Origin of the sequence: Klebsiella sp. 141153 (assembly GCF_032601995.1) — a bacterium.
Classification (GTDB): domain Bacteria; phylum Pseudomonadota; class Gammaproteobacteria; order Enterobacterales; family Enterobacteriaceae; genus Klebsiella; species Klebsiella aerogenes.
The window spans coordinates 397,162-420,651 of record NZ_JAQIRJ010000003.1 but is presented as its reverse complement, the minus strand read 5'-3'; the positions used below and the strand labels follow the sequence as shown (position 1 = coordinate 420,651).

The 23,490-nt window shown below is 56.2% G+C and carries 20 protein-coding genes; 7 read left to right on the top strand and 13 right to left on the bottom strand.

Going from position 1 to position 23,490, the window contains the following annotated elements:
• Positions 1-46 precede the first annotated feature (46 nt).
• Genes dhaM through dhaK form a run of 3 tightly spaced genes read right to left on the bottom strand, consistent with a single transcriptional unit; the run spans position 47 to position 3,189 of the window.
• Positions 47-1,465 (bottom strand): dihydroxyacetone kinase phosphoryl donor subunit DhaM, encoded by a 1,419-nt coding sequence (gene dhaM / locus PGS10_RS07840; RefSeq protein ID WP_316422699.1) that lies wholly within the window; start codon positions 1,463-1,465, stop codon positions 47-49.
• A gap of 10 nt (positions 1,466-1,475) precedes the next feature.
• On the bottom strand, positions 1,476-2,108 hold the full coding sequence (gene dhaL, locus PGS10_RS07835) for a dihydroxyacetone kinase subunit DhaL (protein ID WP_007372179.1): 633 nt from the start codon (positions 2,106-2,108) through the stop codon (positions 1,476-1,478).
• A gap of 10 nt (positions 2,109-2,118) precedes the next feature.
• Entirely contained in the window at positions 2,119-3,189 is a 1,071-nt protein-coding gene (gene dhaK / locus PGS10_RS07830) for a dihydroxyacetone kinase subunit DhaK (RefSeq protein WP_047039461.1), read from the bottom strand.
• A gap of 555 nt (positions 3,190-3,744) precedes the next feature.
• Between dhaK and PGS10_RS07825 the strand changes: the two genes are divergently transcribed.
• Both PGS10_RS07825 and dhaR read left to right on the top strand, forming a co-directional pair.
• Positions 3,745-4,842, top strand: a complete 1,098-nt coding sequence (locus PGS10_RS07825; protein ID WP_007372182.1) for a glycerol dehydrogenase — start codon at positions 3,745-3,747, stop codon at positions 4,840-4,842.
• Positions 4,843-4,958: 116 nt separating this feature from the next.
• Positions 4,959-6,890, top strand: a complete 1,932-nt coding sequence (dhaR, locus tag PGS10_RS07820; protein WP_316422698.1) for a dihydroxyacetone kinase operon transcriptional regulator DhaR — start codon at positions 4,959-4,961, stop codon at positions 6,888-6,890.
• A gap of 10 nt (positions 6,891-6,900) precedes the next feature.
• Here dhaR and PGS10_RS07815 read toward each other — a convergent pair whose 3' ends face one another.
• Positions 6,901-7,596: a helix-turn-helix domain-containing protein gene (locus PGS10_RS07815; protein WP_047043142.1), complete on the bottom strand. Its 696-nt coding sequence runs from the start codon at positions 7,594-7,596 to the stop codon at positions 6,901-6,903.
• A 515-nt stretch (positions 7,597-8,111) separates the two neighbouring features.
• Here PGS10_RS07815 and PGS10_RS07810 point away from each other — a divergent pair.
• From PGS10_RS07810 to PGS10_RS07800, 3 genes are all read left to right on the top strand, one after another.
• Complete coding sequence (locus PGS10_RS07810) at positions 8,112-9,800, top strand: arylsulfatase (protein WP_316422697.1); 1,689 nt, start codon at positions 8,112-8,114, stop codon at positions 9,798-9,800.
• A 72-nt stretch (positions 9,801-9,872) separates the two neighbouring features.
• Positions 9,873-11,135 (top strand): anaerobic sulfatase maturase, encoded by a 1,263-nt coding sequence (locus PGS10_RS07805; protein ID WP_316422695.1) that lies wholly within the window; start codon positions 9,873-9,875, stop codon positions 11,133-11,135.
• A 36-nt stretch (positions 11,136-11,171) separates the two neighbouring features.
• Positions 11,172-12,167 carry an HAD family hydrolase gene (locus PGS10_RS07800; RefSeq protein WP_047043132.1) on the top strand — a complete coding sequence of 332 codons (996 nt, stop codon included), beginning with the start codon at positions 11,172-11,174 and terminating at the stop codon, positions 12,165-12,167.
• Positions 12,168-12,438: 271 nt separating this feature from the next.
• On the opposite strand, the gene PGS10_RS07795 is transcribed toward PGS10_RS07800, so the two are convergent.
• The 8 genes from PGS10_RS07795 to PGS10_RS07760 form a co-directional block, all read right to left on the bottom strand.
• Positions 12,439-13,437, bottom strand: coding sequence for an oxygen tolerance domain protein (locus PGS10_RS07795; RefSeq protein ID WP_316422693.1), 999 nt, complete (start codon positions 13,435-13,437; stop codon positions 12,439-12,441).
• The gene (locus PGS10_RS07790) at positions 13,434-14,957 is read right to left on the bottom strand and encodes a VWA domain-containing protein (RefSeq protein ID WP_316422692.1); all 1,524 of its coding nucleotides are present in this window, start codon (positions 14,955-14,957) and stop codon (positions 13,434-13,436) included. Before PGS10_RS07790 ends, PGS10_RS07795 begins: the two co-directional genes overlap by 4 nt.
• Positions 14,954-15,931: a VWA domain-containing protein gene (locus tag PGS10_RS07785; RefSeq protein ID WP_289576033.1), complete on the bottom strand. Its 978-nt coding sequence runs from the start codon at positions 15,929-15,931 to the stop codon at positions 14,954-14,956. Before PGS10_RS07785 ends, PGS10_RS07790 begins: the two co-directional genes overlap by 4 nt.
• Complete coding sequence (locus PGS10_RS07780) at positions 15,924-16,364, bottom strand: DUF4381 family protein (RefSeq protein ID WP_316422690.1); 441 nt, start codon at positions 16,362-16,364, stop codon at positions 15,924-15,926. The genes PGS10_RS07785 and PGS10_RS07780 overlap by 8 nt, the downstream gene beginning before the upstream one ends.
• On the bottom strand, positions 16,365-17,267 hold the full coding sequence (locus tag PGS10_RS07775) for a DUF58 domain-containing protein (RefSeq protein WP_047043117.1): 903 nt from the start codon (positions 17,265-17,267) through the stop codon (positions 16,365-16,367). It lies immediately after the preceding gene.
• Positions 17,267-18,265, bottom strand: a complete 999-nt coding sequence (locus PGS10_RS07770) for an AAA family ATPase (protein WP_316422689.1) — start codon at positions 18,263-18,265, stop codon at positions 17,267-17,269. The genes PGS10_RS07775 and PGS10_RS07770 overlap by 1 nt, the downstream gene beginning before the upstream one ends.
• On the bottom strand, positions 18,262-19,557 hold the full coding sequence (locus tag PGS10_RS07765) for an anaerobic sulfatase maturase (protein ID WP_316422688.1): 1,296 nt from the start codon (positions 19,555-19,557) through the stop codon (positions 18,262-18,264). Before PGS10_RS07765 ends, PGS10_RS07770 begins: the two co-directional genes overlap by 4 nt.
• A gap of 82 nt (positions 19,558-19,639) precedes the next feature.
• Positions 19,640-21,214 (bottom strand): arylsulfatase, encoded by a 1,575-nt coding sequence (locus PGS10_RS07760; RefSeq protein WP_045377786.1) that lies wholly within the window; start codon positions 21,212-21,214, stop codon positions 19,640-19,642.
• Positions 21,215-21,534: 320 nt separating this feature from the next.
• On the opposite strand from PGS10_RS07760, the gene PGS10_RS07755 reads away from it, so the two are divergent.
• Positions 21,535-22,227, top strand: a complete 693-nt coding sequence (locus PGS10_RS07755) for a helix-turn-helix domain-containing protein (protein ID WP_047078337.1) — start codon at positions 21,535-21,537, stop codon at positions 22,225-22,227.
• Between the two features lie 257 nt (positions 22,228-22,484).
• On the opposite strand, the gene PGS10_RS07750 is transcribed toward PGS10_RS07755, so the two are convergent.
• Complete coding sequence (locus PGS10_RS07750; RefSeq protein WP_316422686.1) at positions 22,485-22,952, bottom strand: hypothetical protein; 468 nt, start codon at positions 22,950-22,952, stop codon at positions 22,485-22,487.
• Positions 22,953-23,156: 204 nt separating this feature from the next.
• Between PGS10_RS07750 and PGS10_RS07745 the strand changes: the two genes are divergently transcribed.
• A complete protein-coding gene (locus tag PGS10_RS07745; RefSeq protein WP_045392246.1) occupies positions 23,157-23,453 on the top strand; it encodes a hypothetical protein in 297 nt (98 codons plus the stop codon).
• Positions 23,454-23,490 lie beyond the last annotated feature (37 nt).

Below are 23,490 nucleotides of genomic sequence, written 5' to 3'. Positions count from 1 at the left end.
CACCCTCCGGAGGCGGGCCTCCGGAGTGGTAACGGTCAAAGTGGATTTAGCGACGAATAAGACGTTGCTGAAGCATATCGAGCGTGATGGCTTCGCCAGGCTGAATATCATTCAGCGCGTTGCCCTGCTGGCATAGCCAGGCGATCCCCGCCGCGCGGGCGATAATCGCGCCGTGGGCCTGTTCGCTGCCGTCGCGCAGGCACAGGCCGGTGACCTTGCTGGCATCCAGTTGGAGTACGGTCGAGGGATAAATATTGTCGGCGATAATAATCGTCGGCTCACTGGCGAATGGCAGCGTCTCCTTAATACCCTGCAGATGGCGTAGCGTGCGCTGCAGAATATCTTCGATATCGATATAGCGCGCCTGCAGGTAGGCGTCATCCAGCTGGCGATACTGTTGGCTGAGCTCCATCAGCACCTGATGCCACGCCCATTCCGCCGAGCACTGTTCGGTGAGCAGACGATCGTTGGCGGCATCAAACAGATCTTCATCGTCGAGTAAAGTGTGATGACCGGCGAAGATCGCCGCGATATCGGCGTTAAATTTGTTTTCCGCCAGCTCGGTGAGCGCATTGAGATCGGCCAGCGTCTGGTCGATCGCCTGGCGCAGGCGCTGCTGCTCGCGGGCGATGTCGGCGGCGGCGGGGAGCGCCGGTTGGATCGGCGCCAGCGGATAAAGCAGCGCCGCGCCTTCAACACGCGCAGGTATGGCGGGTTCCGCAGTCGGCTGCGCCTCCGGCGACTCGCCGAAGTTATCGGCGGCTAGCGCCTGAAACGCCGCCAGCGCCGCATCGGCGTCCGGACCGCGGGCCAGCAGGCGCAGCTTATCGTGGCGGCGCACCTGCAGCAGAGCGATTTGATTCAGACTGTCCGGGGTAACGCATTTGCCGTTTTTCTCCAGCACCAGGTCGGCGTTAAAACCCGCCAGCGCGGCGACCAGCTTCGATGCCGGACGCACGTGCAGGCCGTTGTGATTGTTAATAATGACTGAAACCGATTTAGCGTCGCCGTCGTCAGCAAGCGTTGGGGCGGCGGCGTCAGGCGTGTGCGAGGGTAAACCCAGCTGAACCCGCTTGGCTTCCAGGGCGTTCATGGCATCGGCGATAACCTTGTCGATCCCGGCGCCGGAGGCGGCGCTGACGGTGGCCGCCAGCGTCCCTTCGACCAGCGGCGCGGCGCACAGCCGCACCTTTGCCGCAATCGCCGGATCGAGCAGATCGAGGGCGGTTTCGGCGCTGAGCAGGGCGCTGCCGATATCCATCATCACCAGTACATGGTCGGTATCGGCGACGGATTCAATCGCCTCCATGACTTTAATCGGATCGGTGCCGATCGGGCAGTCGGGATCGTCGATCCCGGCGGCGATCGCCAGCTTACAGCCATCGTTCATTAACATCTGCCGGGCCAGTTCTCCGACACCTTCGCCCAGCCGGGCGCTATGAGAAACAATAACCAGGTTTACCATCGCGATTTCCTTACTCTTTGGCGGCGGCAGCCAGCATCTGAACCATAAACAGCACCGAGGTCGCGCCGGGATCCTGATGCCCGATACTGCGCTCGCCGAGATAGCTGGCGCGGCCTTTACGCGCCTGCATGGTGATGGTGGCGTGGGCGGCGCGCTCGGCCACTTCGCAGGCGGCATCCAGCGCGGCGGGGATAGACAAATGCTGCTCGCTGGAATGACGCAGGGATTCCACTACCGGCAGCCAGACGTCGCACATCGTCTTATCGCCCGGCTCCGCTTTACCGCGGTTGACGACGCCGTCCGCGCCTTCGCGGATCATCTGATAAAGCTCGTCGAGGGTCAGGCTCTGATGCGCCTGGGTGACCTGGGCGGCGCGGATAAAGAAGGTGCCGAACAGCGGGCCGCTGGCGCCGCCGACGTTGGAAAGCAGCGTCATCCCGGTATTCTTGAGAATAAAACCGATGTCTTTATCGGCGATCGACGGCAGCTTTTCGACGACTTTGCTGAAGCCGCGATGCATATTGAGGCCGTGGTCGGCGTCGCCGATCTCTTTATCAAGGCCGGTGAGAAAATCGCTCTGTTTGGTGAAAATGTCGCCGCAGCGGTACAGCCAGTCGACGATTTGCGTTCTGTTCAGTGACATGTCGTGCTCCTTATTTTCCCCAGTTCAGCGCCGGGGTATGGACCGGGGCGTCCCATAACGCCAGCGTGTCATCATCCGCTTTCAGCAGGGTGATGGAGAAACCTGCCATATCCAGCGAGGTGCAGTAGCTGCCGATGAGGTTGCGTTCAATCACAATGCCGGAGGCTTCGCAGCGCTGGGCAAGGCGGTTGTAAACGCCATACAGTTCGGAAAGCGGCGTGGCGCCGAGGTTATTGACCAGCGCGATAACCCGATCGCCGTTTTGCAGCGCGGTTTTGCTCTGTTTCACTTCCTGCCACGCCCCCTTGACGTTATCCCACTGGCGCAGCGTGCGGCTGTATGCGCCGTTTTCCAGCAGGGTATCGAACATCTCATCGACGGTTTGGTCGAGCGAGCTGAAGCGGCGGCGGTCGATACCCGGCTCGCCATGGATGCCGACGCCGAACTCCATCTCATCATCTTTCAGGGTAAAGGAGGGCTGTCCGGCGGCCGGTACGGTGCAGGCGCCCAGCGCGATGCCAATCGAGTGGCCAAGGTTATTTAAACGGCGGCCCAGTTCGGCGCAGGCTTCCAGCGAGTCGCCGCGTTCGGCGGCGGCGCCGACCAGTTTTTCAATCAGCACGGTATTGGCGACGCCGCGGCGTCCGGCGGTGTAGAGGCTATCTTTTACCGCCACGTCGTCATCCACCACGACGGTGGTGACCTTAACGCCGCTTTCGTGCAGCAGCTCGGTGGCGGTCTCAAAATTCAGGATGTCGCCGGTATAGTTTTTGATAATCAGCAGGACGCCTTCGCCGCCGTCAATCTGCATCGCGCATTCGAACATTTTGTCCGGCGTCGGCGAGGTGAAAATTTCCCCCGGGCAGGCGCCGGAGAGCATGCCCTGGCCGATGTAGCCGCAGTGCATCGGTTCGTGTCCGCTGCCGCCGCCGGAGAGCAGCGCCACTTTGCCGGCGACCGGCGCATCGGCGCGGGTGACATAGACCGGGTCCTGGTGCAGCGTCAGTTCAGGATGCGCTTTCGCCAGGCCGACGAGTTGTTCGCTGAGTACATCTTCCACACGGTTAATCAGTTTTTTCATTGTTTATGCTCCGTAGGGTAGGGGAGGTCGCCTGTCTATAAGGGTAGCCCGGCGATGTAATGATTCTGGCTGAGCGGGCGCAAAATAAAACGCTGTCAAAATGAGTTCCATAACGGAACGTAGAAAATGATTTTTGTTCCTTTATGGAACGTTATTCGCCGATAAACAGGAAAATTGCGAGCCAGCGCTAATAATGTGGCCGTTTTTTTCTGCTATCAGAGATGAGGCTATGATGATTTTTTTCGCCATTGTGCCGCATTGAGGCGATTTTCTGCGTTAAAGAGGAGGGACGATAGCGGCTTTTTTGCCAAAATGAGCCGATCGCGATCGCAATCCCATCGCTTTCTCAGTCATGTCGTTTCAATGTGAAACGCATTATTTTTTTATCTGTTTCAGAACAGAACAAAAAAGGGAAAAATTTTTTTCGCTTTTGCTCGCCCTACAGTGGATGCATCGCTCCGGCAGCGTGGCTGTAGGCGCCATTGATACCAGGCGCCGCGGCATGACGGCCAGGGCTCACGTGTCAACATATGCACTTATTTGAGGGTGAAAGGAATGCTAAAAGTTATTCAATCTCCAGCCAAATATCTCCAGGGACCTGATGCCGCCATGCTGTTCGGCGAATACGCTAAAAACCTGGCCGACAGCTTTTTTGTTATCGCCGATGACTTCGTGATGAAGCTGGCGGGCGACAAAGTATTGAACGGCCTGCATAGCCACAATATTAGCTGCCATGCGGAACGGTTTAACGGCGAGTGCAGCCATGCGGAAATCAACCGCCTGATCGCTATTCTTAAGCAGCACGGCTGCCGCGGCGTGGTGGGTATCGGCGGCGGGAAAACCCTCGATACCGCTAAGGCTATCGGCTATTACCAGAAGCTGCCGGTGGTGGTGATCCCGACAATTGCCTCAACCGATGCGCCGACCAGCGCGCTGTCGGTTATCTACACCGAGGCGGGCGAATTTGAAGAGTATCTGATCTACCCGAAAAACCCGGATATGGTGGTGATGGACACGGCGATTATCGCCAAAGCGCCGGTACGCTTGCTGGTGGCCGGGATGGGCGATGCGCTCTCCACCTGGTTTGAAGCCAAGGCCTGCTTCGATGCGCGAGCCACCAGCATGGCGGGCGGGCAGTCCACGGCGGCGGCCTTGAGCCTGGCGCGCCTGTGCTATGATACGCTGCTGGCGGAAGGCGAAAAAGCACGCCTGGCGGCTCAGGCTGGAGTGGTGACCGATGCGCTGGAGCGCATTGTCGAAGCCAACACCTATCTGAGCGGTATTGGCTTTGAGAGCAGCGGCCTGGCCGGCGCGCACGCGATTCACAACGGTTTCACCATTCTTGAAGAGTGCCACCATCTGTATCACGGCGAAAAAGTCGCTTTCGGCACCCTGGCGCAGCTGGTGCTGCAAAACAGCCCGCTGGAAGAGATCGAAACCGTGATGGGCTTCTGTGAAAAAGTCGGCCTGCCGATCACCCTTGCGCAGATGGGCGTGAAAGAGGGTATTGAAAGCAAAATCCACGCGGTCGCGAAAGCCACCTGCGCAGAAGGCGAAACCATCCACAATATGCCGTTCCCGGTCACCGCGGATAGCGTCTACGCCGCCATCCTTACCGCGGACCTGCTTGGGCAGCAGTGGCTGGCGCGTTAATTCGTTTTCGCCTGACCGAGACGCCGCAGCATAATGCGGCATGAACTTTCCCCTCCGGCAGCCGCTGCCGGAGGGTTTTGTCGTTTTAACTGTGTTAACTACAGCGGAAAAGGGATATGACAGCTCAGACTCAGGGCGCGGAAAATGAAGTTTCAGCCGTTATCAGCCAGTCGTGGCATCGCTGCAGCAAATTTATGCAGCGGGAAACCTGGCAGGCGCCGCATCAGGCGCAGGGGCTGACCTTTGAATCGATCTGCCGTCGCAAAACCGCGCTGCTGACCATCGGTCAGGCGGCGCTGGAAGATGCGTGGGAGTTTATGGCCAACCGCCCCTGCGCACTGTTCATCCTTGATGAGTCGGCCTGCATTCTGAGCCGCTGTGGTAACCCGCAGACACTGGAACAGCTGGCGGAACTGGGATTTCGCGACGGCAGCTACTGCGCGGAGAGCATTATCGGCACCTGCGCGCTGTCGCTGGCTTCGATGCTTGGACAGCCGGTCAACACCGCGGGCGACGAGCACTTTAAGCAGGCTCTGCGGCGCTGGTCGTTCAGTTCGACGCCGGTGTTCGATAACCATGGCCGCCTGTTTGGATCGATTTCGCTATGCTGTCTGCGCGAAGAGTGGGCTCCGGCGGATCTGTCGCTGACCTTGGCCATCGCCCGCGAAGTGGGTAACTCGCTGCTTACCGACAGCCTGCTGGCGGAATCTAACCGTCACCTTAATCAAATGTATGGCCTGCTGGAAAGTATGGACGACGGGGTGATGGCGTGGAACGAGCAGGGAGTGCTGCAGTTTCTCAACGTGCAGGCGGCCACGCTGCTGCATCTCGATACCCAGGCCAGCCAGGGGCGAAATATCAACGAACTGCTGACCCTGCCGGCGTTGCTGCGCCGCGCGATTAAACAGGCCCGCGGCCTTAATCATGTGGAAGTGACCTTCGAGAGCCAGCATCAGTTTATCGACGCGGTGATCACCCTGAAGCCTATCGTGGAGGAGCAGGGCAATAGCTTCATTTTACTGCTCCACCCGGTGGAGCAGATGCGTCAATTAATGACCAGCCAATTAGGCAAAGTGAGTCATACCTTCGAACAGATGTCGGCGGATGACCCGGAAACCCGCAGGCTGATCCACTTTGGCCGCCAGGCGGCGCGCGGCGCTTTCCCGGTGCTGCTGTGCGGCGAGGAAGGGGTGGGTAAAGAATTACTGAGCCAGGCTATCCATAACGAAAGCGAGCGGGCGCCGGGCCCGTATATTTCGGTTAACTGCCAGCTGTACGCCGACAGCGTACTGGGACAGGATTTTATGGGCAGCGCGCCAACCGACGATGAAAATGGCCGCCTCAGCCGACTCGAACTGGCTAACGGCGGCACGCTGTTCCTGGAAAAAATAGAGTATCTGGCCCCCGAACTGCAGTCGGCGCTGCTGCAGGTGATAAAACAGGGCGTGCTGACGCGTCTTGATGCCCGACGGCTGATTCCGGTAGATGTGAAAGTGATCGCCACCACCACCGTCGACCTCGCCAACCTGGTGGAGCAGAACCGCTTTAGCCGCCAGCTGTACTATGCGCTGCATTCGTTTGAGATAGTCATTCCGCCGCTGCGGGCGCGGCGCGGCAGCATTCCTTCGCTGGTGCATAGCCGTCTGCGTCGGCTGGAGAAACGCTTTTCATCGCGGCTGAAGGTCGATGACGACGCGCTGGCCCAACTGACCGCCTACCCGTGGCCGGGCAATGATTTTGAGCTTAATAGCATTATTGAGAATATCGCGATGAGCAGCGATAACGGGCATATCCGCTTAAGCAATCTCCCCGAACATCTCTTCTCTACCCGGCCTGGTAGCGAAACGGCCTCATCGCTACTGCCGTCGAGCCTGTCTTTCCGCGCCATCGAGAAAGAGGCGATTATCCAGGCGGCGCGAGTGACCAACGGCCGGGTACAGGAGATGTCGCAGTTGCTGAATATTGGCCGTACCACGCTGTGGCGCAAGATGAAGCAGTACGATATCGACGCCGGGCAGTTTAAGCGCCGGGGGCAGGATAAGGGTTAAGCCAGCGGCGTTAATATTTTTCCGGCAGCTCGTTGACAATATCGACGAGCTCGCCGTTTTTCATCGTGATATAGCCGCCATTTTTCAGATCGGAAAGTACCTGAAACAGATAGCTACGCGACATTTTCGTGCGTCGCAGGATAAAGTTTGCCAGGCTCGGGTCGTGTAATACGCCCTCATTTTTCTGCTTGAGATAGCGATAAATCATGGAGCGAATGACAAAATAGCGGGTGCCAATAGCTCTTTCGTCATGCGCATCGAGCAAAAACGCCAGCGTGATGGCCATCATGTTCATCAGGAAGGTGAATTTATCGGGCTGAGTAAAATGTTTCTCAAAGTATTCGAGATTACAGCTGAACACTTTGACATTTTTTTTGGCGGTATAGTGCAACTGAATGCCCGGACCATAATTCTCGACAATACCAAAAAACATCCCTTTGATGCCTTTGCCGATCTGAAACAACTTTTTCGGTTGGGTTTTCGCTTTTCCAGAGGTGAGAATAAAGTTGTGCTCCTGCATCTCAACGGCAATGACGCCTTCAAGAACAATAATAATCTCGCCTGTACTCAGGGTGAAAGGCGTATCATCAGCAATTTGGCGTATATTATTGCTGTGAGTTAACGAGTCTATCGCCTTTATATTCTTTGAAATCATCTTATTATATTCATCGATGATGTGGGAATAGGGCGTTTGAATACGACTCATTTTCTCTCCGGACTTAACTCTACCGCTTTATTACTCTTTGCTATTTTGCAGTGGCGATACTTTATATTTTAACGGCGCGGAATTACGCCTGATACAAAATATCTAAATTTAAAAGCTAGCGCCAGATAGCAAGCATCACTTTTGCAGTCCGTTAACGGACTGATCTATCGCTCTTTTTAAAACACTCACTTAGACTGTTTTAGTGGGGTAGTTGGGCTTCTTTTTTTAGTAACTAAGAATCCACTTAAATATTGAATGATAATATTGCTTTTGCCGCGGTTTTATTTAGTGAAACGGTGATGGTGATTGGCTTTGCATAAATGAAAAAATAAAATTGTACGTGTGGATTTTTATTGCTTTCTCTACTTCACTTAAGCGGAATCGCCTCAGTAGCGACAAGGTTTTCGCTGATGTCGCTCATCTCATGTTGAGACTTATCTAATCTGACAACGCCTGCCTGACATTAGCCAAATCGTAAGTGAAATCAGGCGCATTCTGAGCAATGAGGTTTGAAGATGAATAAAAAATATAAGGGTATCGGCGTGCTGGCATTTGCCGCCGGCTCGCTCTTACCCGGCGCGACGGTCAATGCCGCCGATCAAAATGCGGTCGCTCCCAGCGATGGGGCGGCAAAGAAGCCCAATATTATCCTGATCGTCTCTGACGATACCGGCTATGGCGACCTCGGCGTCTACGGCGGCGGCGAAGGCCGCGGTATGCCGACGCCAAACCTCGACAAAATGGCCGATGAGGGGATGATCTTTTTCGACTTCTATGGCCAGCCAAGCAGTACGCCGGGCCGCGCGGCGATGCAGACCGGGCGCATTCCCAACCGTAGCGGTATGACCACCGTGGCCTTCCAGGGGCAGGGCGGCGGTTTACCGAAAGAAGAGTGGACGCTGGCCTCGGTGCTGAAAACCGGCGGCTATAAAACCTTCTTCACCGGTAAATGGCACCTCGGTGAAGCCGATTACGCGTTACCTAACGCGCAGGGCTACGACGAAATGAAATACGTCGGCCTCTACCACCTGAACGCCTATACCTATGCCGATCCGACCTGGTTCCCGGATATGGATCCGCAACTGCGTGAAATGTTTGCTCGCGTCACCCGCGGCGCGCTCTCCGGCAAGGCAGGCGAAGCGCCGAAGGAAGAGTTCAAAATCAACGGCCAGTATGTGAATACCCCGGTCGTTGATGGCAAAGAGGGCGTGGTCGGCATCCCATTCTTCGACCGCTACGTCGAGAAGGCTTCGCTGGACTATCTTGAAGCAAACGCAAAATCTTCCGAACCCTTCTTCATGAGCATCAATTTTATGAAGAACCACCAGCCGAACATGCCGGATCCGGATTACGTCGGCAAGTCGATGTCGAAGAGCAAATACGCCGACTCGATGGTGGAAATGGATGCCCGCGTAGGCCATATCATGGATAAGCTGCGTGAGTTGGGGATCGATAAAAACACCCTTGTGGTATGGACCACCGATAACGGCGCCTGGCAGGACGTTTATCCGGATGCCGGCTATACGCCATTCCGCGGTACCAAAGGCACTGACCGCGAGGGCGGCAGCCGCGTTCCGGCTATTGCCTGGTGGCCAGGCAAGATTAAAGAGCACAGTCGTAACCACGATATCGTTGGCGGCCTCGATCTGATGGCGACCTTTGCTTCAGTGGCCGGGATTAAGTTACCGACCAAAGACCGCGCTGGGCAGCCGATTATCTTCGATAGCTACGATATTTCGCCGGTACTGTTCGGCACGGGCAAAGATCCGCGTACTTCCTGGTTCTACTTCACCGAAAACGAGTTGACCCCGGGGGCGGCGCGCGTCGGCCACTATAAGGCGGTGTTTAACCTGCGCGGCGATAACGGCGCGAAAACCGGCGGCCTGGCGGTGGATTCCAACCTCGGCTGGAAAGGGCCGGAGTCGTATGTCGCGACGGTACCGCAGATTTTCGACCTCTGGCAGGATCCGCAGGAACGCTACGATATCTTTATGAACAACTATACCGAGCATACCTGGACGCTGGTGACCTTCAACGAAGCCATCACTAAGTTGATGAAAACCTACGTCGAGTATCCGCCGCGTAAGCCACAGAGCGAAGCCTACAGTGGGCCGATTACCCTGTCGCAGTACCAACGCTTTAGCAATATTCGTGAACAGTTAAAACAAGAAGGGTTCCAGTTGGCGATGCCGACCGGCAACTAAAATGACGTTGGCCCGGGCGAAATGTCCGGGCCTTTTGCTGTTGTGAGCATTCTCCGAAATGGGTTCTGGTCGATGAAAAAAAGCACCACCATTCCATTAACGCCTTTGCAGAACCAGGGGCGCTATCTGCCCGCCTATAAACGTCGCTATCACATGATGGCGAAGCCTAGCGGCTCCACCTGCAACCTGGACTGTCAATACTGTTTTTATCTGCATAAAGAGCAGCTTCTGCATCAGCCGCACGACAAAGGAATGAGCGATGAGGTACTGGAGAATTTCATTCGTCAGTACATTCAAAGCCAGGATGGCGAAGAGATTATTTTCTCCTGGCAGGGCGGCGAGCCAACCCTGATGGGGCTGGAGTTTTTCGAAAAGGTCGTTGCGCTGCAAAAGAAATATCAGCCGAAACACCAGCGCATTGAGAACGATCTGCAGACCAATGGCGTGCTGATTAACGATAAGTGGGCCGCCTTTCTTAAGCAGCACAATTTTCTGGTCGGCGTGTCTATCGATGGCCCGCGTGAGATCCACGATCGCTTTCGCGTGACGCGCAGCGGCAAACCGACCTTCGACAAGGTCATGGAAGGGATCGCGGCGCTGAAGCGTCACGGCGTGCCTTTTAACGCCCTTGCGGTCGTCAACCGGGTCAATGCCCGTTTCCCGCGCGAGGTATATCGTTTTCTTACCCGCGAACTGGGCGCTACCTATATCCAGTTCACGCCCTGCGTAGAGGCCGCCGAGTTTAAAACTACCGCGCCGCAATTCTGGCGCGAAGAGACGATCCCCATCACCGGCAGCCGCCGGGCGAAACCGGGGGATCTGGATTCGATCGTCACCGACTGGTCGGTGGATCCCGACGATTGGGGACATTTTCTGACCGAAGCTTTTGATGAATGGGTGACCTGTGATCTGGGCCGCGTGCAGGTCAATTTGTTTGAAACCGCCGTGGTGCAAACCATGGGACTCCCATCCCAGTTATGCATTACCGCGCCGTTTTGCGGTAAGGCGCTGGCGATTGAGAAAAACGGCGACGTCTACTCCTGCGATCACTACGTCTATCCGGAATATAAGCTTGGCAATATTAAGGCGCACAAGCTGGCGCATATGGTCTTTTCCGAGCGGCAGAAAGTGTTTGGGATGGGCAAGAAAGAGACGCTGCCGGCCTACTGCAAAAGCTGTCCGCATCTGAATTTATGCTGGGGCGAATGCCCGAAAAACCGCATCGTGCGCGCCCCGGACGGCGAAGAAGGACTCAATTATTTATGTCCTGGCTTTCGCCATTTTTACGCGACGGTTAAACCGACGCTTGAGAAAATTGCCGCCATGCTGAATTAGGTCTGGCTTTCGGCGGTGGAATAAGAAGGATAAACAATGAAAAAAACAGTATTGCTCAGCATGCTGCTATTGAGCTTCACCAGCGCGGCAGCCACCGATATGCTGCCGGCATGGAAAGATACCCCTGCTAAACAGGCAATTGAGCAATGGGTGCAGGGGGCGACGCGTGAAGGCGGAGCGGACTTTATTCCGTTAGATAAGCGCTACGTGGTTTTTGATAATGACGGCACCCTGTGGCCGGAAGCGCCGCTGACTTTCCAACTGCAGTTCGCAGTGGATGAAGTGAAAAGACTGGCGCCGGAACATCCGCAATGGCAAAAAGATCCGCTGGTGGCGGCGGTACTGAACAACGATTTGAAAACAGTAGCGGCGGGCGGTGAAAAAGGGCTACTCAAGTTGCTGGCGTTAACCCATAGCGGCATGACCACCGAAGAGTTTAGTCAGCGAGTCAGCGCATGGTTTGACAGCCATCAGGATAAACGTACTGGTTGTCGCTATGACCAGTTGGGATATCAGCCGATGCGCCAACTGCTGGACTATCTGCGCGCCAATGGCTTTAAAACGTGGATCGTTTCCGGCGGCGGAATTGACTTCATGCGCGTGGTGTCGGAGAAAATGTACGGTATTCCGCCGGAGCAGGTTATCGGTTCGTTCGCGCTCAGCGAGTTTAGCCTGACGGATAATGGTACCGAGCTGCGCAAAACGATGAAAGGCGCATTCAATGATGACGCCGCGGCCAAACCGGTGGCGATCCACCTGTTTATGGGCCAGCGCCCGGTTGCGGCTTTTGGTAACAGCGACGGCGATTTGGCGATGCTGCAATACACCGCAGCCAACCCGAACTATAAAACCTTTGAGCTGCTGGTCCACCATACCGATGCGGCGCGAGAGTATGCCTACGACAGCCATCCTTCCGCCAGCGGCAAGCTGGTGAAAGGATTGACCGAGGCGAAACAAAAGGGTTGGACAGTCGTCGATATGCAGCAGGACTGGAAGACGGTATACGACCCGGCGCAGTGTAAGGCGAAATAAAAAACGCCCCATGTTGGTCCGGGCAATGGCGGTGAGTTCGGATCCGTATTTTTGCCGGATGGCGGCTGCGCCTTATCCGGCCTACGGTCCGTGTGCCTGGCTGAAACTGTCGGTGTTGATCGCCTCAAAATCCCCGGTGGCGCTACCGCTTACCGGGGCTACAGTACTGTGCGGTCTGGTAGCCCGGATAAGGCGCAACGCGCCGCCTCCGGGAAAATCCCTGGTGGCGACGGGCCGCCCTCTGTGCGCTCCCTGCGCCACGGATAATTGTCTAAGGGGCCAGCGGCGGCAACGGCTGCGGCTGCCAAAATCGCCGCCAGCGCCGGTTGATGCCGAGAAGCGTTCGATAACTCCAGCGGCGGCCAAACCATCCGCCTCCGACCGCCGCGGCGGCAATGAATACCCACATCAGACTTTGCCAGGAGACCATTCCCGTTGTTCCGCGCAGCGCTTGCTCCGCGCCGCCCTGTCGCGCCGCGGCGACGTTCAACGTTTCTCCCGCCAGCTTCGCCGTTCGCCATTGATGATTAACGGTATCCCACCAGCGCAGGCTAATCGGCGGTAGTACCAGCGTACCGCTATGACTGGGTAAATAGCGCAGTCGTTCCACCCGGTGGGCGCCGATGACATCGCCGCGCTCGCTTTTTAATGCCTCACTGACCGGCGCCAGACGCTGGCTCTCGCTACCGCTAATGGCGTACAGCAGCGGTGGAATTTGCCCCGGTAGCGCATCCCGCGCCTCGACGGTCACGATACGGTCAACGACATCACCGACCCGCAGCGTGGCGTCTTTTCCTGCGTGATACTGTTGAATTTGCTGGTTGAGCGTCAACTGGCTGGCCGGTAAAAAATGGTCTGCCTGAGTGGTATTGGCAGGCCAATTAACCGGGCGTTCCAGTGCCGGAAGATGCACCGTGACCGGCGCCTGATTGGCGGATGACGCGGTGATATCGAGCGCCGGCAGGCGCAGCACGCCCTGCTGCCAGGCGCTGACCTGACGTTCAAGGCGAATGCCGCTCCAGACGATCCCGTTCTTTTTGCGCGTCACCAGCTGTGAAGGCAACGCGGTAGGCAGGAGTTCGCCGTTTTTGACCGCAAACTCGGGCCACTGCGGCGGCGGGTTAAACCAGCTATCCGTCCACCAGGTGACGGCCACCCGAACCGGCTGGCCGGGGACGATCTGCGTCGGCGCTTCCAGTTCACGGGTGATGTCCATCGCCGCATGCGCCGGCAGGGTGGCGGCCAGCAGAAAAAGTAGCGCTTTGTTCATGGCGTGGTATCTCCCGAGCCGTTGCGATACAGGCTTTTCAGTAGCCCCGTTGGCGAAACATCCAGTGCATCAAACCATTGATTAACCTGCGGACTCTCCCCGGCGATGGCGCCGATTTGCTGCTGATCGATGCCCTGGTTTTTCTGCAGGTCGTGGACCAGCTTATCCGGGCCGTCGTCCATCGCATCGCCCTGCGCCTGTTGGCGCTCGCGCTCTTGTTGGCGAATGCCCATCACAATCTGCGAGATTTTATCGCGATTTTGCAGCGCCATGGGCCAGTCAGGATGTAGGTAGAGGGCGCGATCGTAGCTGTCGAGCGCCTGCTGCCACTGCTTTTGCTGAGCATAGCTGTTGCCCAGCCACAGCAAGGTTTCCGCGGTTGGCGGCGCGGCGCGAAACGCGCCGGTGGCGGCAGGAAAGTTGCCCGCCCGATACCAGGCGATACCTTGCCATAAAGGGTCGTGATAATGCCCGGCGGCAGCGGCGTAGTCGCCGCGGTTGAAGGCGTGCTGCCCCTGGATATCCGGGCGAACCCAGGCATCGAGCCAGGCGGCATCGCTGTGCGGCGACCACAGCAGCGCGGGAAATAGTAGCGCTACCATCAGTAACTGGCGTCGCCAGAACAGCAGCAGGAACAGCATCGGCACGATCAGCAGGTAGCCGCTGTTTTTCCAGTGCAGATCCTGGCGGGCGTTATTTTGCTGAGTCACCGATTGTTGAATGTGGCTGGCGATGACGCGCAGATCGTCGCCATCATCGCTGACCAATGTCACCGGGATCCCGGCGTCGCGCAGCTGGCGGAAACGATCGACGTTTAGTCGGGTATCGATGCCGAGGCTGGCGTACTTATCCGGCAGCGTTCCACCCGCGGCGGTGCCGGGGACCCAAATTTGCAGCGGTAGATGTTGCCCTTTCAGCCAGGCGACATCGGCAGGCGATAGGGTATCGGCAACGAGGATCAGGCTACGCGGGCTGTCTTTGGCTGTGGGCAGGTTTTTTAACGCCAGTGCGACGGCCTGCGGCAGGGCGGAACCGCTACCTTCCGGCAGCAAAGAGGGCGACTGGGCGTTGAGAAATAGCTGATAAAACTGCGGATCCTGGGTTAACGGCGTGGTGAGAAAGGCCTGGCTACTGTAGACCACCAGACCGAAATGCGACCCGGGCTGCTGTTGCATCAGCGCGGCGATTTTATGCTGCATGCGCTGATGACGCGAGGGGGGAAGATCCTGGGCATACATCGCCAGATCCTGCTGCAGGATCACCATCACGTTGCTCTGCGGGGTGAGCGCCGCCGGGAGTTCGCGCTGCCAGCTTGGGCCCGCCAGTGCGATGACACCGAGGGCCAGTAGCCACGGCAGCAGCCGGGTTAACCTGCGACGGCGCTGAATAATCAACGCGCGAAAAGGTTTATCCATTAGCGTTGACCAGGCGCAGGCGCCGTAGCCTGGAAGCCAGGCCACCAGCACACACAACAGCAGCGCGGTTAAGCGCCACGGATAGAGGAAGTGAAAATCGCTCATGCCATTTTCTCCCTGAGGACACGCCCGCAGGCGGCCAGCAGTAACAGTAACAGCGCAGAGGCGAGCGGCCATGGATAGAGCGCCTGATGCCATGACCAACCGAGGCTTTTAACCTGCGCCGGGGTGAGGGCGTCGATTTGTTGCCAGACGCTATCCAGCGCGCTGCCGGAATGCGCGGCGGTCCAGCTCTGGCCGCCGGTGGTTTTCGCGATGCGCTGCAGTAGCGGCAAATCGACTTTGTCTTTGCTGGTATCGCTGAGGTCGCCGAAGGCGATGGTATGAACCTGGACATGGTGGTCGGCGGCAAGCTTTGCCGCCAGTTCAGGCGACAGCTGCGAAGCGGTATCGTTGCCGTCGGTGAGTAAAATCGCCAGCTTATCGGCCTGCTTATCAGGGCCATTATCCAGTACCTTAACCGCCACGCCCAGCGCGTCGCCGATAGCGGTTTGCTGGCCAATCATGCCCGGCGCCAGTTGATTAATGCGCGTTTGCAGCGCCTGTTTATCTTCGCTTATCGGCGCGAATGGCCAGGCTTTGCTGGCGAAGATTACCATGCCGATGCGGTCGGATTGCCGGGCGGCGACAAACTTGCGCACCGATTGCTGTACCGCCTGCAGGCGCGTATTACCGCCCTGGATGTCATTTTTGGCCATTGAACCGGAGACATCGAGGATCAGCACGATGTCGCGCATCGGCCTGCTGATGTACTGCGGCGGCGTCAGGTATTCCGGCCGCGCCAGCGCGCAGACCAGCAGCGACCAGATAAGCCAGAACAGCACGGCGCTGGCCCCGCCACCGCGTTTCGGCCGGGTATCGAGCTGTAACGCGTCAATTAGCGAGGGTAAAAACGGTACCCGCACGCGCTCGTCGGTGGAAGTTGCCGGGAGCGGGAGAAAACGAGTGAGCAGCGGCAGCGCCAGCAGTAGCGCGGCCCAGGGCCAGGCGAAATCAATGTGGGCGAGCCATTCAGACATGTGGAAGCTCCTTTAGCCACTGCGCTAACTGAGCGCGAAGCCGCGCCGTCTGCTGGTCGTTCAGGGCGTTGTCTGCCCGGCAGTAACGGGAGATGAGCTGGTCGCGCAGGTCGGTATCCAGCGTCAAAGACGCCAGCACGGCTTCCGGCGCCAGCGTTTGGCTAACCGTGCGACGTGGCTGGTGGACCAGTTGTACGCGTTTAATCAACTGCATCCAGCTATCGGCGGTATGCTGATGATTGAGCGCCAGCAGCGCTTCCCGCCGCCAGCGATTGCGACGCCAGCGGGCGTAGCGGATAAGCAGGAGCAGCGCTGCCAGGCTTGCGGCAATCGCAAGCAGAATCAGCCAGCCGATTGGTAGCGGAAACCCACTGGGGGCGGAGGGGAGCGCGGGCGTTAGTAGATCCGGCACCGCATAACCTTTCTCAAACATTTAAAGCCCTTTTTGTAACTGACGCAGCAGGTCCTGAGTTACCGTCAGATGATTAACCCGAATACCTAACTGGTTGAGTTGCTGCTGCTGACGCGCCAGCCGACCGATGATGTGTTGGCGAATATCGGCGCTGAGCGCAGAGGTGAGAGTGACGCTGGCGCTGCGCCCGCCGTAGCAGGCGGCCAGCGTGCCGGAGCGCGGCAGGCGAAGATGAAGGTCGTCGAACAGCACAAATGCGCTGACTTCGCAGCGTCGGCGCAGATGCGCCAGCATGGCCTGCGCTGGGGCGTCGAGGTCATGAAAATCGCTCAGGATCGCGACCCAGGCGCCGCGTGGAATCGCGCTGACGGCGCGCTGCAACGCCTGCGCCAGCGTCTGCGCGCGCTGAGGCTCATGAGGATATTGTTGGGCCAACAGCTGATTATAATGCGTCAGATTATCCAGCAGCTCGGGTAGCGCGCGCCGTGGGGCGCTACATGGTTGCAGCGCCAGCGTGGTATCGTTAAACACCAGGCTGCCGAGGCGATCGCCATCATGATGGCTGCGCCAGGCCAGCAGCGCGGCGGTTTTTGCCGCCGCCGCTGATTTCGTTTGTCCGCGGGTGGCGAAGTACATATCTAATCGTTGGTCGACCAGCAAAAAGACCGGGCGTTCTCGCTCTTCATTGTACTGGCGCACCCACGGCGTACGTAGACGGGCGGTTGTCTGCCAGTCGATCATTCGAACATCGTCGCCGGGTTGATAACGACGCAGGCTATCGAAGTTGAGCCCACGGCCCTGCTGGCGGGAGGCGCGTTCGCCGGACAGCGCACCTGGCGGGATCTGCCCGGGCGGGTTTGCAATCAACCGCGACTGTGGCGCGAGGTCGAGCAGAATCTGGCGATTAACGCAGAGATCGCTCATTAGATCACCACGGCGTTCAGCAGCATGGTAATCACATCGTCGGCGCTGCAACCATCGGCGCTGGCCTGATAGCTCAGCATCAACCGGTGGCGCATCACCGCTGGCGCGATAAAACGCACGTCTTCCGGACGAACCGCGTCACGTCCCGCGAGCCAGGCCTGCGCGCGGGCGCAGCGCTCCAGCGCTAAGGTACCACGCGGGCTCAGGCCGTAGGCCAGATAGCTGGCTAACTGCTCGCTGATGCGCTGCGGCTGGCGGGTGGCGTTGACCAGTTCGACTATCCAGGTTTCGATAATCGGCGCGACGTGGATTGCGCTTATTTCCTGCCAGCAGGAGGCGATCTCCTGTTGGCTGAATTGCAGAGATTCCACTTCCGGCGCAGGGGCGGTTTTTGTCGCCGCGCTGTATTTCGCCTGCTGCTCGGTGCGAACCAGTTGCATCACCTGCTGTTCATGCTCTTTCGACGGATAGTCGACCTGCACTTTCATCAGAAAACGGTCAAGCTGGGCTTCCGGCAGCGGCCAGGTTCCTTCCTGGTCGACGGGGTTCTGCGTCGCCAGCACCATAAAGACACCCGGCAGCGGCCAGCTTTTGCCCGCTACGGTGACGTGGCGCTCTTCCATCGCTTCCAGCAGCGCTGATTGTACGCGGGCCGAAGCGCGGTTGATTTCGTCCGCCAGAATCACGTTACCGAATACCGGCCCCGGGCGAAAACGAAATTGTTCTTCTTCGCGGCCGGCGTTTTGCTGATAAATTTCGCTGCCGGTGATATCCGAGGGCAGTAGATCCGGAGTGAATTGGATACGGCGGAATTCACCGGCAATATGCCGCGCCAGCTCGCGGACGGCGCGGGTCTTCGCCAGCCCCGGCAGTCCTTCCAACAGGATATGCCCATCGCAGAGCAGGGCGATGAGCAGCATTCGAACGACGTTTTCCTGACCGAGCACCTGCGTGTTCATGCGCTGCTCCAGCTGTAGCATTTTTTCGCGAAGGCTCATCGATTGACTCCTTTAAAATCGCGTTTCACCAGGGTAACAATGCCCGCCAGAATCGGCTCGGCATAGTTGAAAAAGGCCTTAATGCCCGGGCAGAGATAGTTCAAGCCGGCTTCGCCGTCGGCGGTGAGCACCAGACGGTTTTTCGGGCATTCGCCGTGGCAGAGCTTCAGGTAAGGGCACTGCTTGCACTGCTGCGGTAGCGTGTCGCATTTACCCATACCGAAAGCCTGCTGACGTTCGGAGAAAGCCATCCGCGCCAGGCTGTTATCGGCAATATTGCCGATTTGATATTCGGGATAGACGTAGTGATCGCAGGAGAAAACATCGCCGTTTTTCTCGACCGCGAGGCCTTTGCCGCAAAATTCCGCGGTGGTGCAAATTTGCGCCGGCATGCCCATCATTTGGGCCACGGCGGTTTCGAACAGATTGACCTGTACGCGGCCAAGATCGTTGTTCACCCACTCTTCGAAAGTCGCGATCAGGAAGCGTCCCCACTCGTCCGGGTCGACCGACCAGTCGGTGACGATAGCGTCTAAATCGCCGGGGCGCGCGCGGCGGCTGCCGACGGTGGGGATGCTGTCATCACGCCAGAAATGAGGCGCGGTCTGGGTAAAGTCCACCGGTTCGACGCAGGGGTTAAATTGCACGTAGGTCGCCCCCAGTTCGCGGGTAACAAAGCGGTAAACCTCTAATGGGAAACGGGCGTTGGTACGGTTGACGGTGACCAGCGCATTGAATGGTACGCCGTGGCGTTTCAGGGCGTCGACGCCGGCCATCACTTTATCAAATGTCGGTTTGCCGCTACGGGTGATGCGATAGCGGTCGTGCAACTCTCGCGGGCCGTCGATCGACAGGCCAACAAGGAAATGATTTGCTTTGAGGAATTCAGCCCAGGCATCGTTAATCAGGATACCGTTGGTTTGCAGATCGTTTTCGATCCGCTGGCCGGGCTTTTTATACTGCTGTTGGAATTTCAGCACTTTGTGGAAAAACTCCAGTCCCATCAGGGTCGGTTCGCCGCCCTGCCAGGAGAAGACCACCTGTTCGCCATCCTGTCCATCGATGTACTGGCGGATAAAGTTTTCCAGCGTTTCATCGCTCATGTAGCTGCGCTTTTCCTGCTGGAGTAAGTGTTCTTTGTGCAGGTAAAAGCAGTAGCTACAATCGAGATTACAGGCGGAGCCGCTGGGTTTCGCCATCACATGAAAGCGACGTTGGTAGGCGGGGCCGTTACCCGCGTACTTTTCTGCCGAAGGTAATGCGTTAACAGGCACGGTGGTGCTGTGTTTCATAAATAACTCCCGGATTAGTCAGGTCGAGGGTAAGGCGAGGAGAAAAACAGGGCGGCGAACCGCCCTGGGAGATGGATTACCGTTACTTGCCGGTTTTCGCGCTCTGGTCAAGCATTGCGCTGACATCGGAGACGGTAAAGGAACCCGGCTTCTGACGCGGCGGGAATTCTTTAAACGTCGCCAGCATATCTTTTGCCGACTTCTGCGCGCCGCCCAGCAGGAACAGACGATCGTAGAACCAGGTGTCGTAGCCCATGCCGTCGGAACCTTTCTCCAGCGGATCGACTTTCAGATCGAAGATCAGCGGAGTGCGCAGTTTGGTGAACGGATAGCGCCACAGATCGAGGCCGGTGTGCTCCTGGATCATAAAGTGGATCTTCCAGCGGCCCTGACGCATCGCCAGCAGATCGCCGTCATCGCTCCAGTAGAAGAATTCGTTACGCTGGTCTTTCCCTTTGCCCTGCAGGAAGTCGAGCTGGTTATAGCCATCAAGGTGAACCTTGTAGGTAATTGACGGCGTTTTATAACCTTTCAGCATTTCCTGTTTAATGTTGCTGTCGCCGGCAGCGGCAACCAGCGTCGGGAACCAGTCGTAACTGGCGAACATATCGTTCACCACGGTGCCTGGTTTGATGTGGCCCGGCCATTTGATCATCGCCGGAACGCGGAAGCCGCCTTCCCAGCCGGTGTTTTTCTCCCCGCGGAACGGGGTTTCGCCTGCGTCTGGCCAGGTGGCGGTCATCGGACCGTTGTCGGTGGTGTAGATAACGATGGTGTTATCTTCGATACCAAGATCTTTAATTTTCTGCAGCACCTGGCCGACGATTTTATCGTGCTCAACCATGCCGTCGGCATAGGTTCCTAACCCGGTGACGCCGACGCTATCGTCTTTGAGGTGGGTTTTGTTGTGCATACGGGTGGTGTTGAACCAGGTAAAGAATGGTTTACCGGCTTTCACCTGACGCGCCATAAAGTCGTTGTTGGCGGCCAGCGTCTCTTCATCTACGGTGCCCATACGCTTCACGGTCAGCGGACCGGTATCTTCGATCTTGCCGTCAGCGGTGCTCTTGATCACGCCGCGCGGGCCAAACTGTTTACGGAAGTTCGGATCTTTCGGGTAATCCGGGTTTTCCGGCTCTTCTTCGGCATTCAGATGATAGAGGTTGCCGAGGAATTCATCGAAACCGTGCGCGGTCGGCAGGAATTCATCACGGTCGCCCAGGTGGTTTTTACCGAACTGCCCAGTCGCGTAACCCAACTGCTTGAGGACGTTGGCGATGGTCGGATCTTCTTTCTGCAGACCCTGCGGCGCTCCCGGCATACCGACTTTACTCATCCCGGTACGGAATGGCATCTGGCCGGTAATGAAGGCGGAACGACCTGCGGTGGAGCTCTGCTCGGCGTAGTAGGAGGTAAACTTCGCGCCCTGCGCGGCGATGCTGTCAATGTTTGGCGTCTGGTAGCCCATCAAACCCTGATTGTAGGTGCTCAGGTTCAGGTAGCCGATATCATCGCCAAAGATAACTACGATGTTAGGCTTTTTAGCATCCTGCTTCGGCGCTGCCGCGTCGGCTGCGTGAGCAACGGTCACTGCGCCGGAAGCTAATGTCAGCATACTGGCTAACATTGTTCTCTTAAAGGGAATGTTTTTAAACATAGCTCGCTATCCTTTTATTTTTCCGGATTTTTAAATGATCTGGAAAAATAGGTTGTTAACGAAGCGTCTAATTTATTTTTAAATTAGCAAGGATGTTTTCGGTTAAAAATAAATTAGACGCTTCAATGGGCGAAACCGTGTTACGGTTCTCGTCGGTGTTGGCATTTTATTTAGACGTATCGGTCGATACGAGAGTGGAGTCTCTAAACGGACTGAAATAAATGGCAGGATGAACTAAAAATGCTATCTTTAATTGACAGGGTTAACTTTGCCAGATTATTTTTATGCATATTTAAATAAATAGGTATTAATGGGGCAACATGAAAACGACTTATTCCGATGTTATTGATCAATATAACCATGTTGTCGCCAGCGATCTTGAGTTGATTCAACCGTTGATCTCGGCAAATCAGCCACGAATCATCAAAGATAACGGTGTGTTTAAAATAGAACCCGGCGAAGTGGTTATTGTTGTTGAAGGCATAATTGCGATAGAAGTGGAATACAATGCGGGTTTTGGTTCCGCGAGTAAACGCGGCGCGCGGAGTAAAACGCTGGACATGCTACAGATCGGTAAAGGAATCCGCGGTATGATTTTCGGGCTTATTGAAAGCTATGGTCCGGCGCTATCGCTAAAATATACGGCGAAGAAAAATGTCAAAATTGTGACTTGCAGTAAAGAAGCGTTTGAACACTATTTTATTCAGCGTGAGCGCTTTGTTTATCTGATGGAAGTCATGGCCTTTCAGTTATCGCTGATTATTGATGCGCATCACGAAAAGAATTTACCTTCACGCTACGATACGATTAAATCGATGATTTATCGTTACAAAAAACAGCAGGATGCGGGAGTATTGCATGATGAAAGCCTGGCAAGCTTTATTCTAAAAAGAACCAAGATGTCGCGCAGCTACCTTTTTAAAATTCTTGCTGAGCTAAAAGAGGGGGGATATATCAAAATGGAGAACGGTGAACTGGTCGATATTGTGCACGAGCTGCCGGAGAAATTTTAAACTGCTGTTGTTGCGCTAAGGTCATTTCAGACGCGCGGAGGTCAGCTAACAGAACCAGGGATTACTTTACTCTTCATTACGCTTGCCCGCAGGGGGGCGATATGTTTCGCCGAAGCCAGTTATCGTGCGGGATCTTGCCCGTCGTGTTTCTTCTACCGCGATGAGAATGCGGTGATAGTTGCCCTGCACTGGCAGTTTATGGGTTTGATTTTGTCTGTGCATGGCACTAAAATTCAGTCAATTATTCTGTTATAAATTCATACTACTAGTGAAATAAACCATTGTTTTTTCGTTTTAAGGGATACGATTTTGCTGAGAAGGGAGGCTTCTTTGTGTTCAATGGTGCAGCGCACTCTGACGTAAACAATTTCGTTAATATAGAAAAGGGGAGGCGCGGTAGAAAGAGTCAACCGTTTATCTCTTTCTCCAAAAACGGGGGGCATGTCAGGATCGCGGCTTTCATCGCTCGTCACGGTGAACATGTTGATATTCAAATAGATTATTCCACAATAACCATCCGGGTTAAGAAGGTTGAGCACCACGGCGTGCGTATTAACGTCGGCGGCGTCTTTACCCGTAAGGTGCTGGTGAAACAGTTTCTGTTTGGCGAGAAGAAGACTATCCGCGTTGATCTCACCAAACAGGACGATGGCTGGTTTTATGGCGACTTGCCGGTAGAGTTTACGGCCAATTGCGCATAGTGCGTTATTGCCTGAATTAGCCATTATTCAGCTATGTCGATATGGAGATAGCTGAAGATGGCTTTTTTATATCAATGGGATATAAATACGAGTCATTATAGTTTCGTATTAAAAATTTATTTTTAAGTAAATAAGTGCCATTAAACTCTATTAAATAATAGTTATTTCCAATGATATCTTTGCAATAATTAAGGGAAAATAGAGACGCAAAAAAGGAAACGATAATTAATGGAAAATTTACTCAGACACTGTGAACAGGTTGCTGCTGGCCCCTATAGCCGCGACGCCCGCGCGCTGGCGCATGAAGTGATCGATACCATCTCGGCGGGCGTCCCGCCGGAGCAGCTGATTCTCCCGTGGATGTCCGTTAAAGAGGGGCTGCCCGACGCCAATAGCGGGCGCTACGTGTGCGCATATACGCCAGCACAATCTCAGGACCGCCGCTATCAGCTGGTCTCCGCCGCCATGTTCCGCGCCGTTTGTCGGGACGCCACCCACTGGTTTTATATGTGGGAAGCGCTGTGAGTGGGGAAGATAGGATGCTGTTCTACTGGCTATTTTT

Excerpts from the sequence above, each read along its gene's own strand:
- dhaR (WP_316422698.1), top strand. The coding sequence starts at position 4,959 with ATGACAGCTCAGACTCAGGGCGCGGAAAATGAAGTTTCAGCCGTTATC.
- PGS10_RS07790 (WP_316422692.1), bottom strand. The coding sequence starts at position 14,957 with ATGAGCGATTTTCACTTCCTCTATCCGTGGCGCTTAACCGCGCTGCTG.
- PGS10_RS07825 (WP_007372182.1), top strand. The coding sequence starts at position 3,745 with ATGCTAAAAGTTATTCAATCTCCAGCCAAATATCTCCAGGGACCTGAT.
- PGS10_RS07810 (WP_316422697.1), top strand. The coding sequence starts at position 8,112 with ATGAATAAAAAATATAAGGGTATCGGCGTGCTGGCATTTGCCGCCGGC.
- PGS10_RS07770 (WP_316422689.1), bottom strand. The coding sequence starts at position 18,265 with ATGAGCCTTCGCGAAAAAATGCTACAGCTGGAGCAGCGCATGAACACG.
- PGS10_RS07805 (WP_316422695.1), top strand. The coding sequence starts at position 9,873 with ATGAAAAAAAGCACCACCATTCCATTAACGCCTTTGCAGAACCAGGGG.
- PGS10_RS07755 (WP_047078337.1), top strand. The coding sequence starts at position 21,535 with ATGAAAACGACTTATTCCGATGTTATTGATCAATATAACCATGTTGTC.
- dhaM (WP_316422699.1), bottom strand. The coding sequence starts at position 1,465 with ATGGTAAACCTGGTTATTGTTTCTCATAGCGCCCGGCTGGGCGAAGGT.
- PGS10_RS07815 (WP_047043142.1), bottom strand. The coding sequence starts at position 7,596 with ATGAGTCGTATTCAAACGCCCTATTCCCACATCATCGATGAATATAAT.
- PGS10_RS07765 (WP_316422688.1), bottom strand. The coding sequence starts at position 19,557 with ATGAAACACAGCACCACCGTGCCTGTTAACGCATTACCTTCGGCAGAA.
- PGS10_RS07745 (WP_045392246.1), top strand. The coding sequence starts at position 23,157 with ATGGAAAATTTACTCAGACACTGTGAACAGGTTGCTGCTGGCCCCTAT.
- PGS10_RS07785 (WP_289576033.1), bottom strand. The coding sequence starts at position 15,931 with ATGTCTGAATGGCTCGCCCACATTGATTTCGCCTGGCCCTGGGCCGCG.
- PGS10_RS07775 (WP_047043117.1), bottom strand. The coding sequence starts at position 17,267 with ATGAGCGATCTCTGCGTTAATCGCCAGATTCTGCTCGACCTCGCGCCA.
- PGS10_RS07800 (WP_047043132.1), top strand. The coding sequence starts at position 11,172 with ATGAAAAAAACAGTATTGCTCAGCATGCTGCTATTGAGCTTCACCAGC.
- dhaL (WP_007372179.1), bottom strand. The coding sequence starts at position 2,108 with ATGTCACTGAACAGAACGCAAATCGTCGACTGGCTGTACCGCTGCGGC.
- PGS10_RS07780 (WP_316422690.1), bottom strand. The coding sequence starts at position 16,364 with ATGTTTGAGAAAGGTTATGCGGTGCCGGATCTACTAACGCCCGCGCTC.
- PGS10_RS07750 (WP_316422686.1), bottom strand. The coding sequence starts at position 22,952 with ATGGCTAATTCAGGCAATAACGCACTATGCGCAATTGGCCGTAAACTC.
- PGS10_RS07760 (WP_045377786.1), bottom strand. The coding sequence starts at position 21,214 with ATGTTTAAAAACATTCCCTTTAAGAGAACAATGTTAGCCAGTATGCTG.
- dhaK (WP_047039461.1), bottom strand. The coding sequence starts at position 3,189 with ATGAAAAAACTGATTAACCGTGTGGAAGATGTACTCAGCGAACAACTC.
- PGS10_RS07795 (WP_316422693.1), bottom strand. The coding sequence starts at position 13,437 with ATGAACAAAGCGCTACTTTTTCTGCTGGCCGCCACCCTGCCGGCGCAT.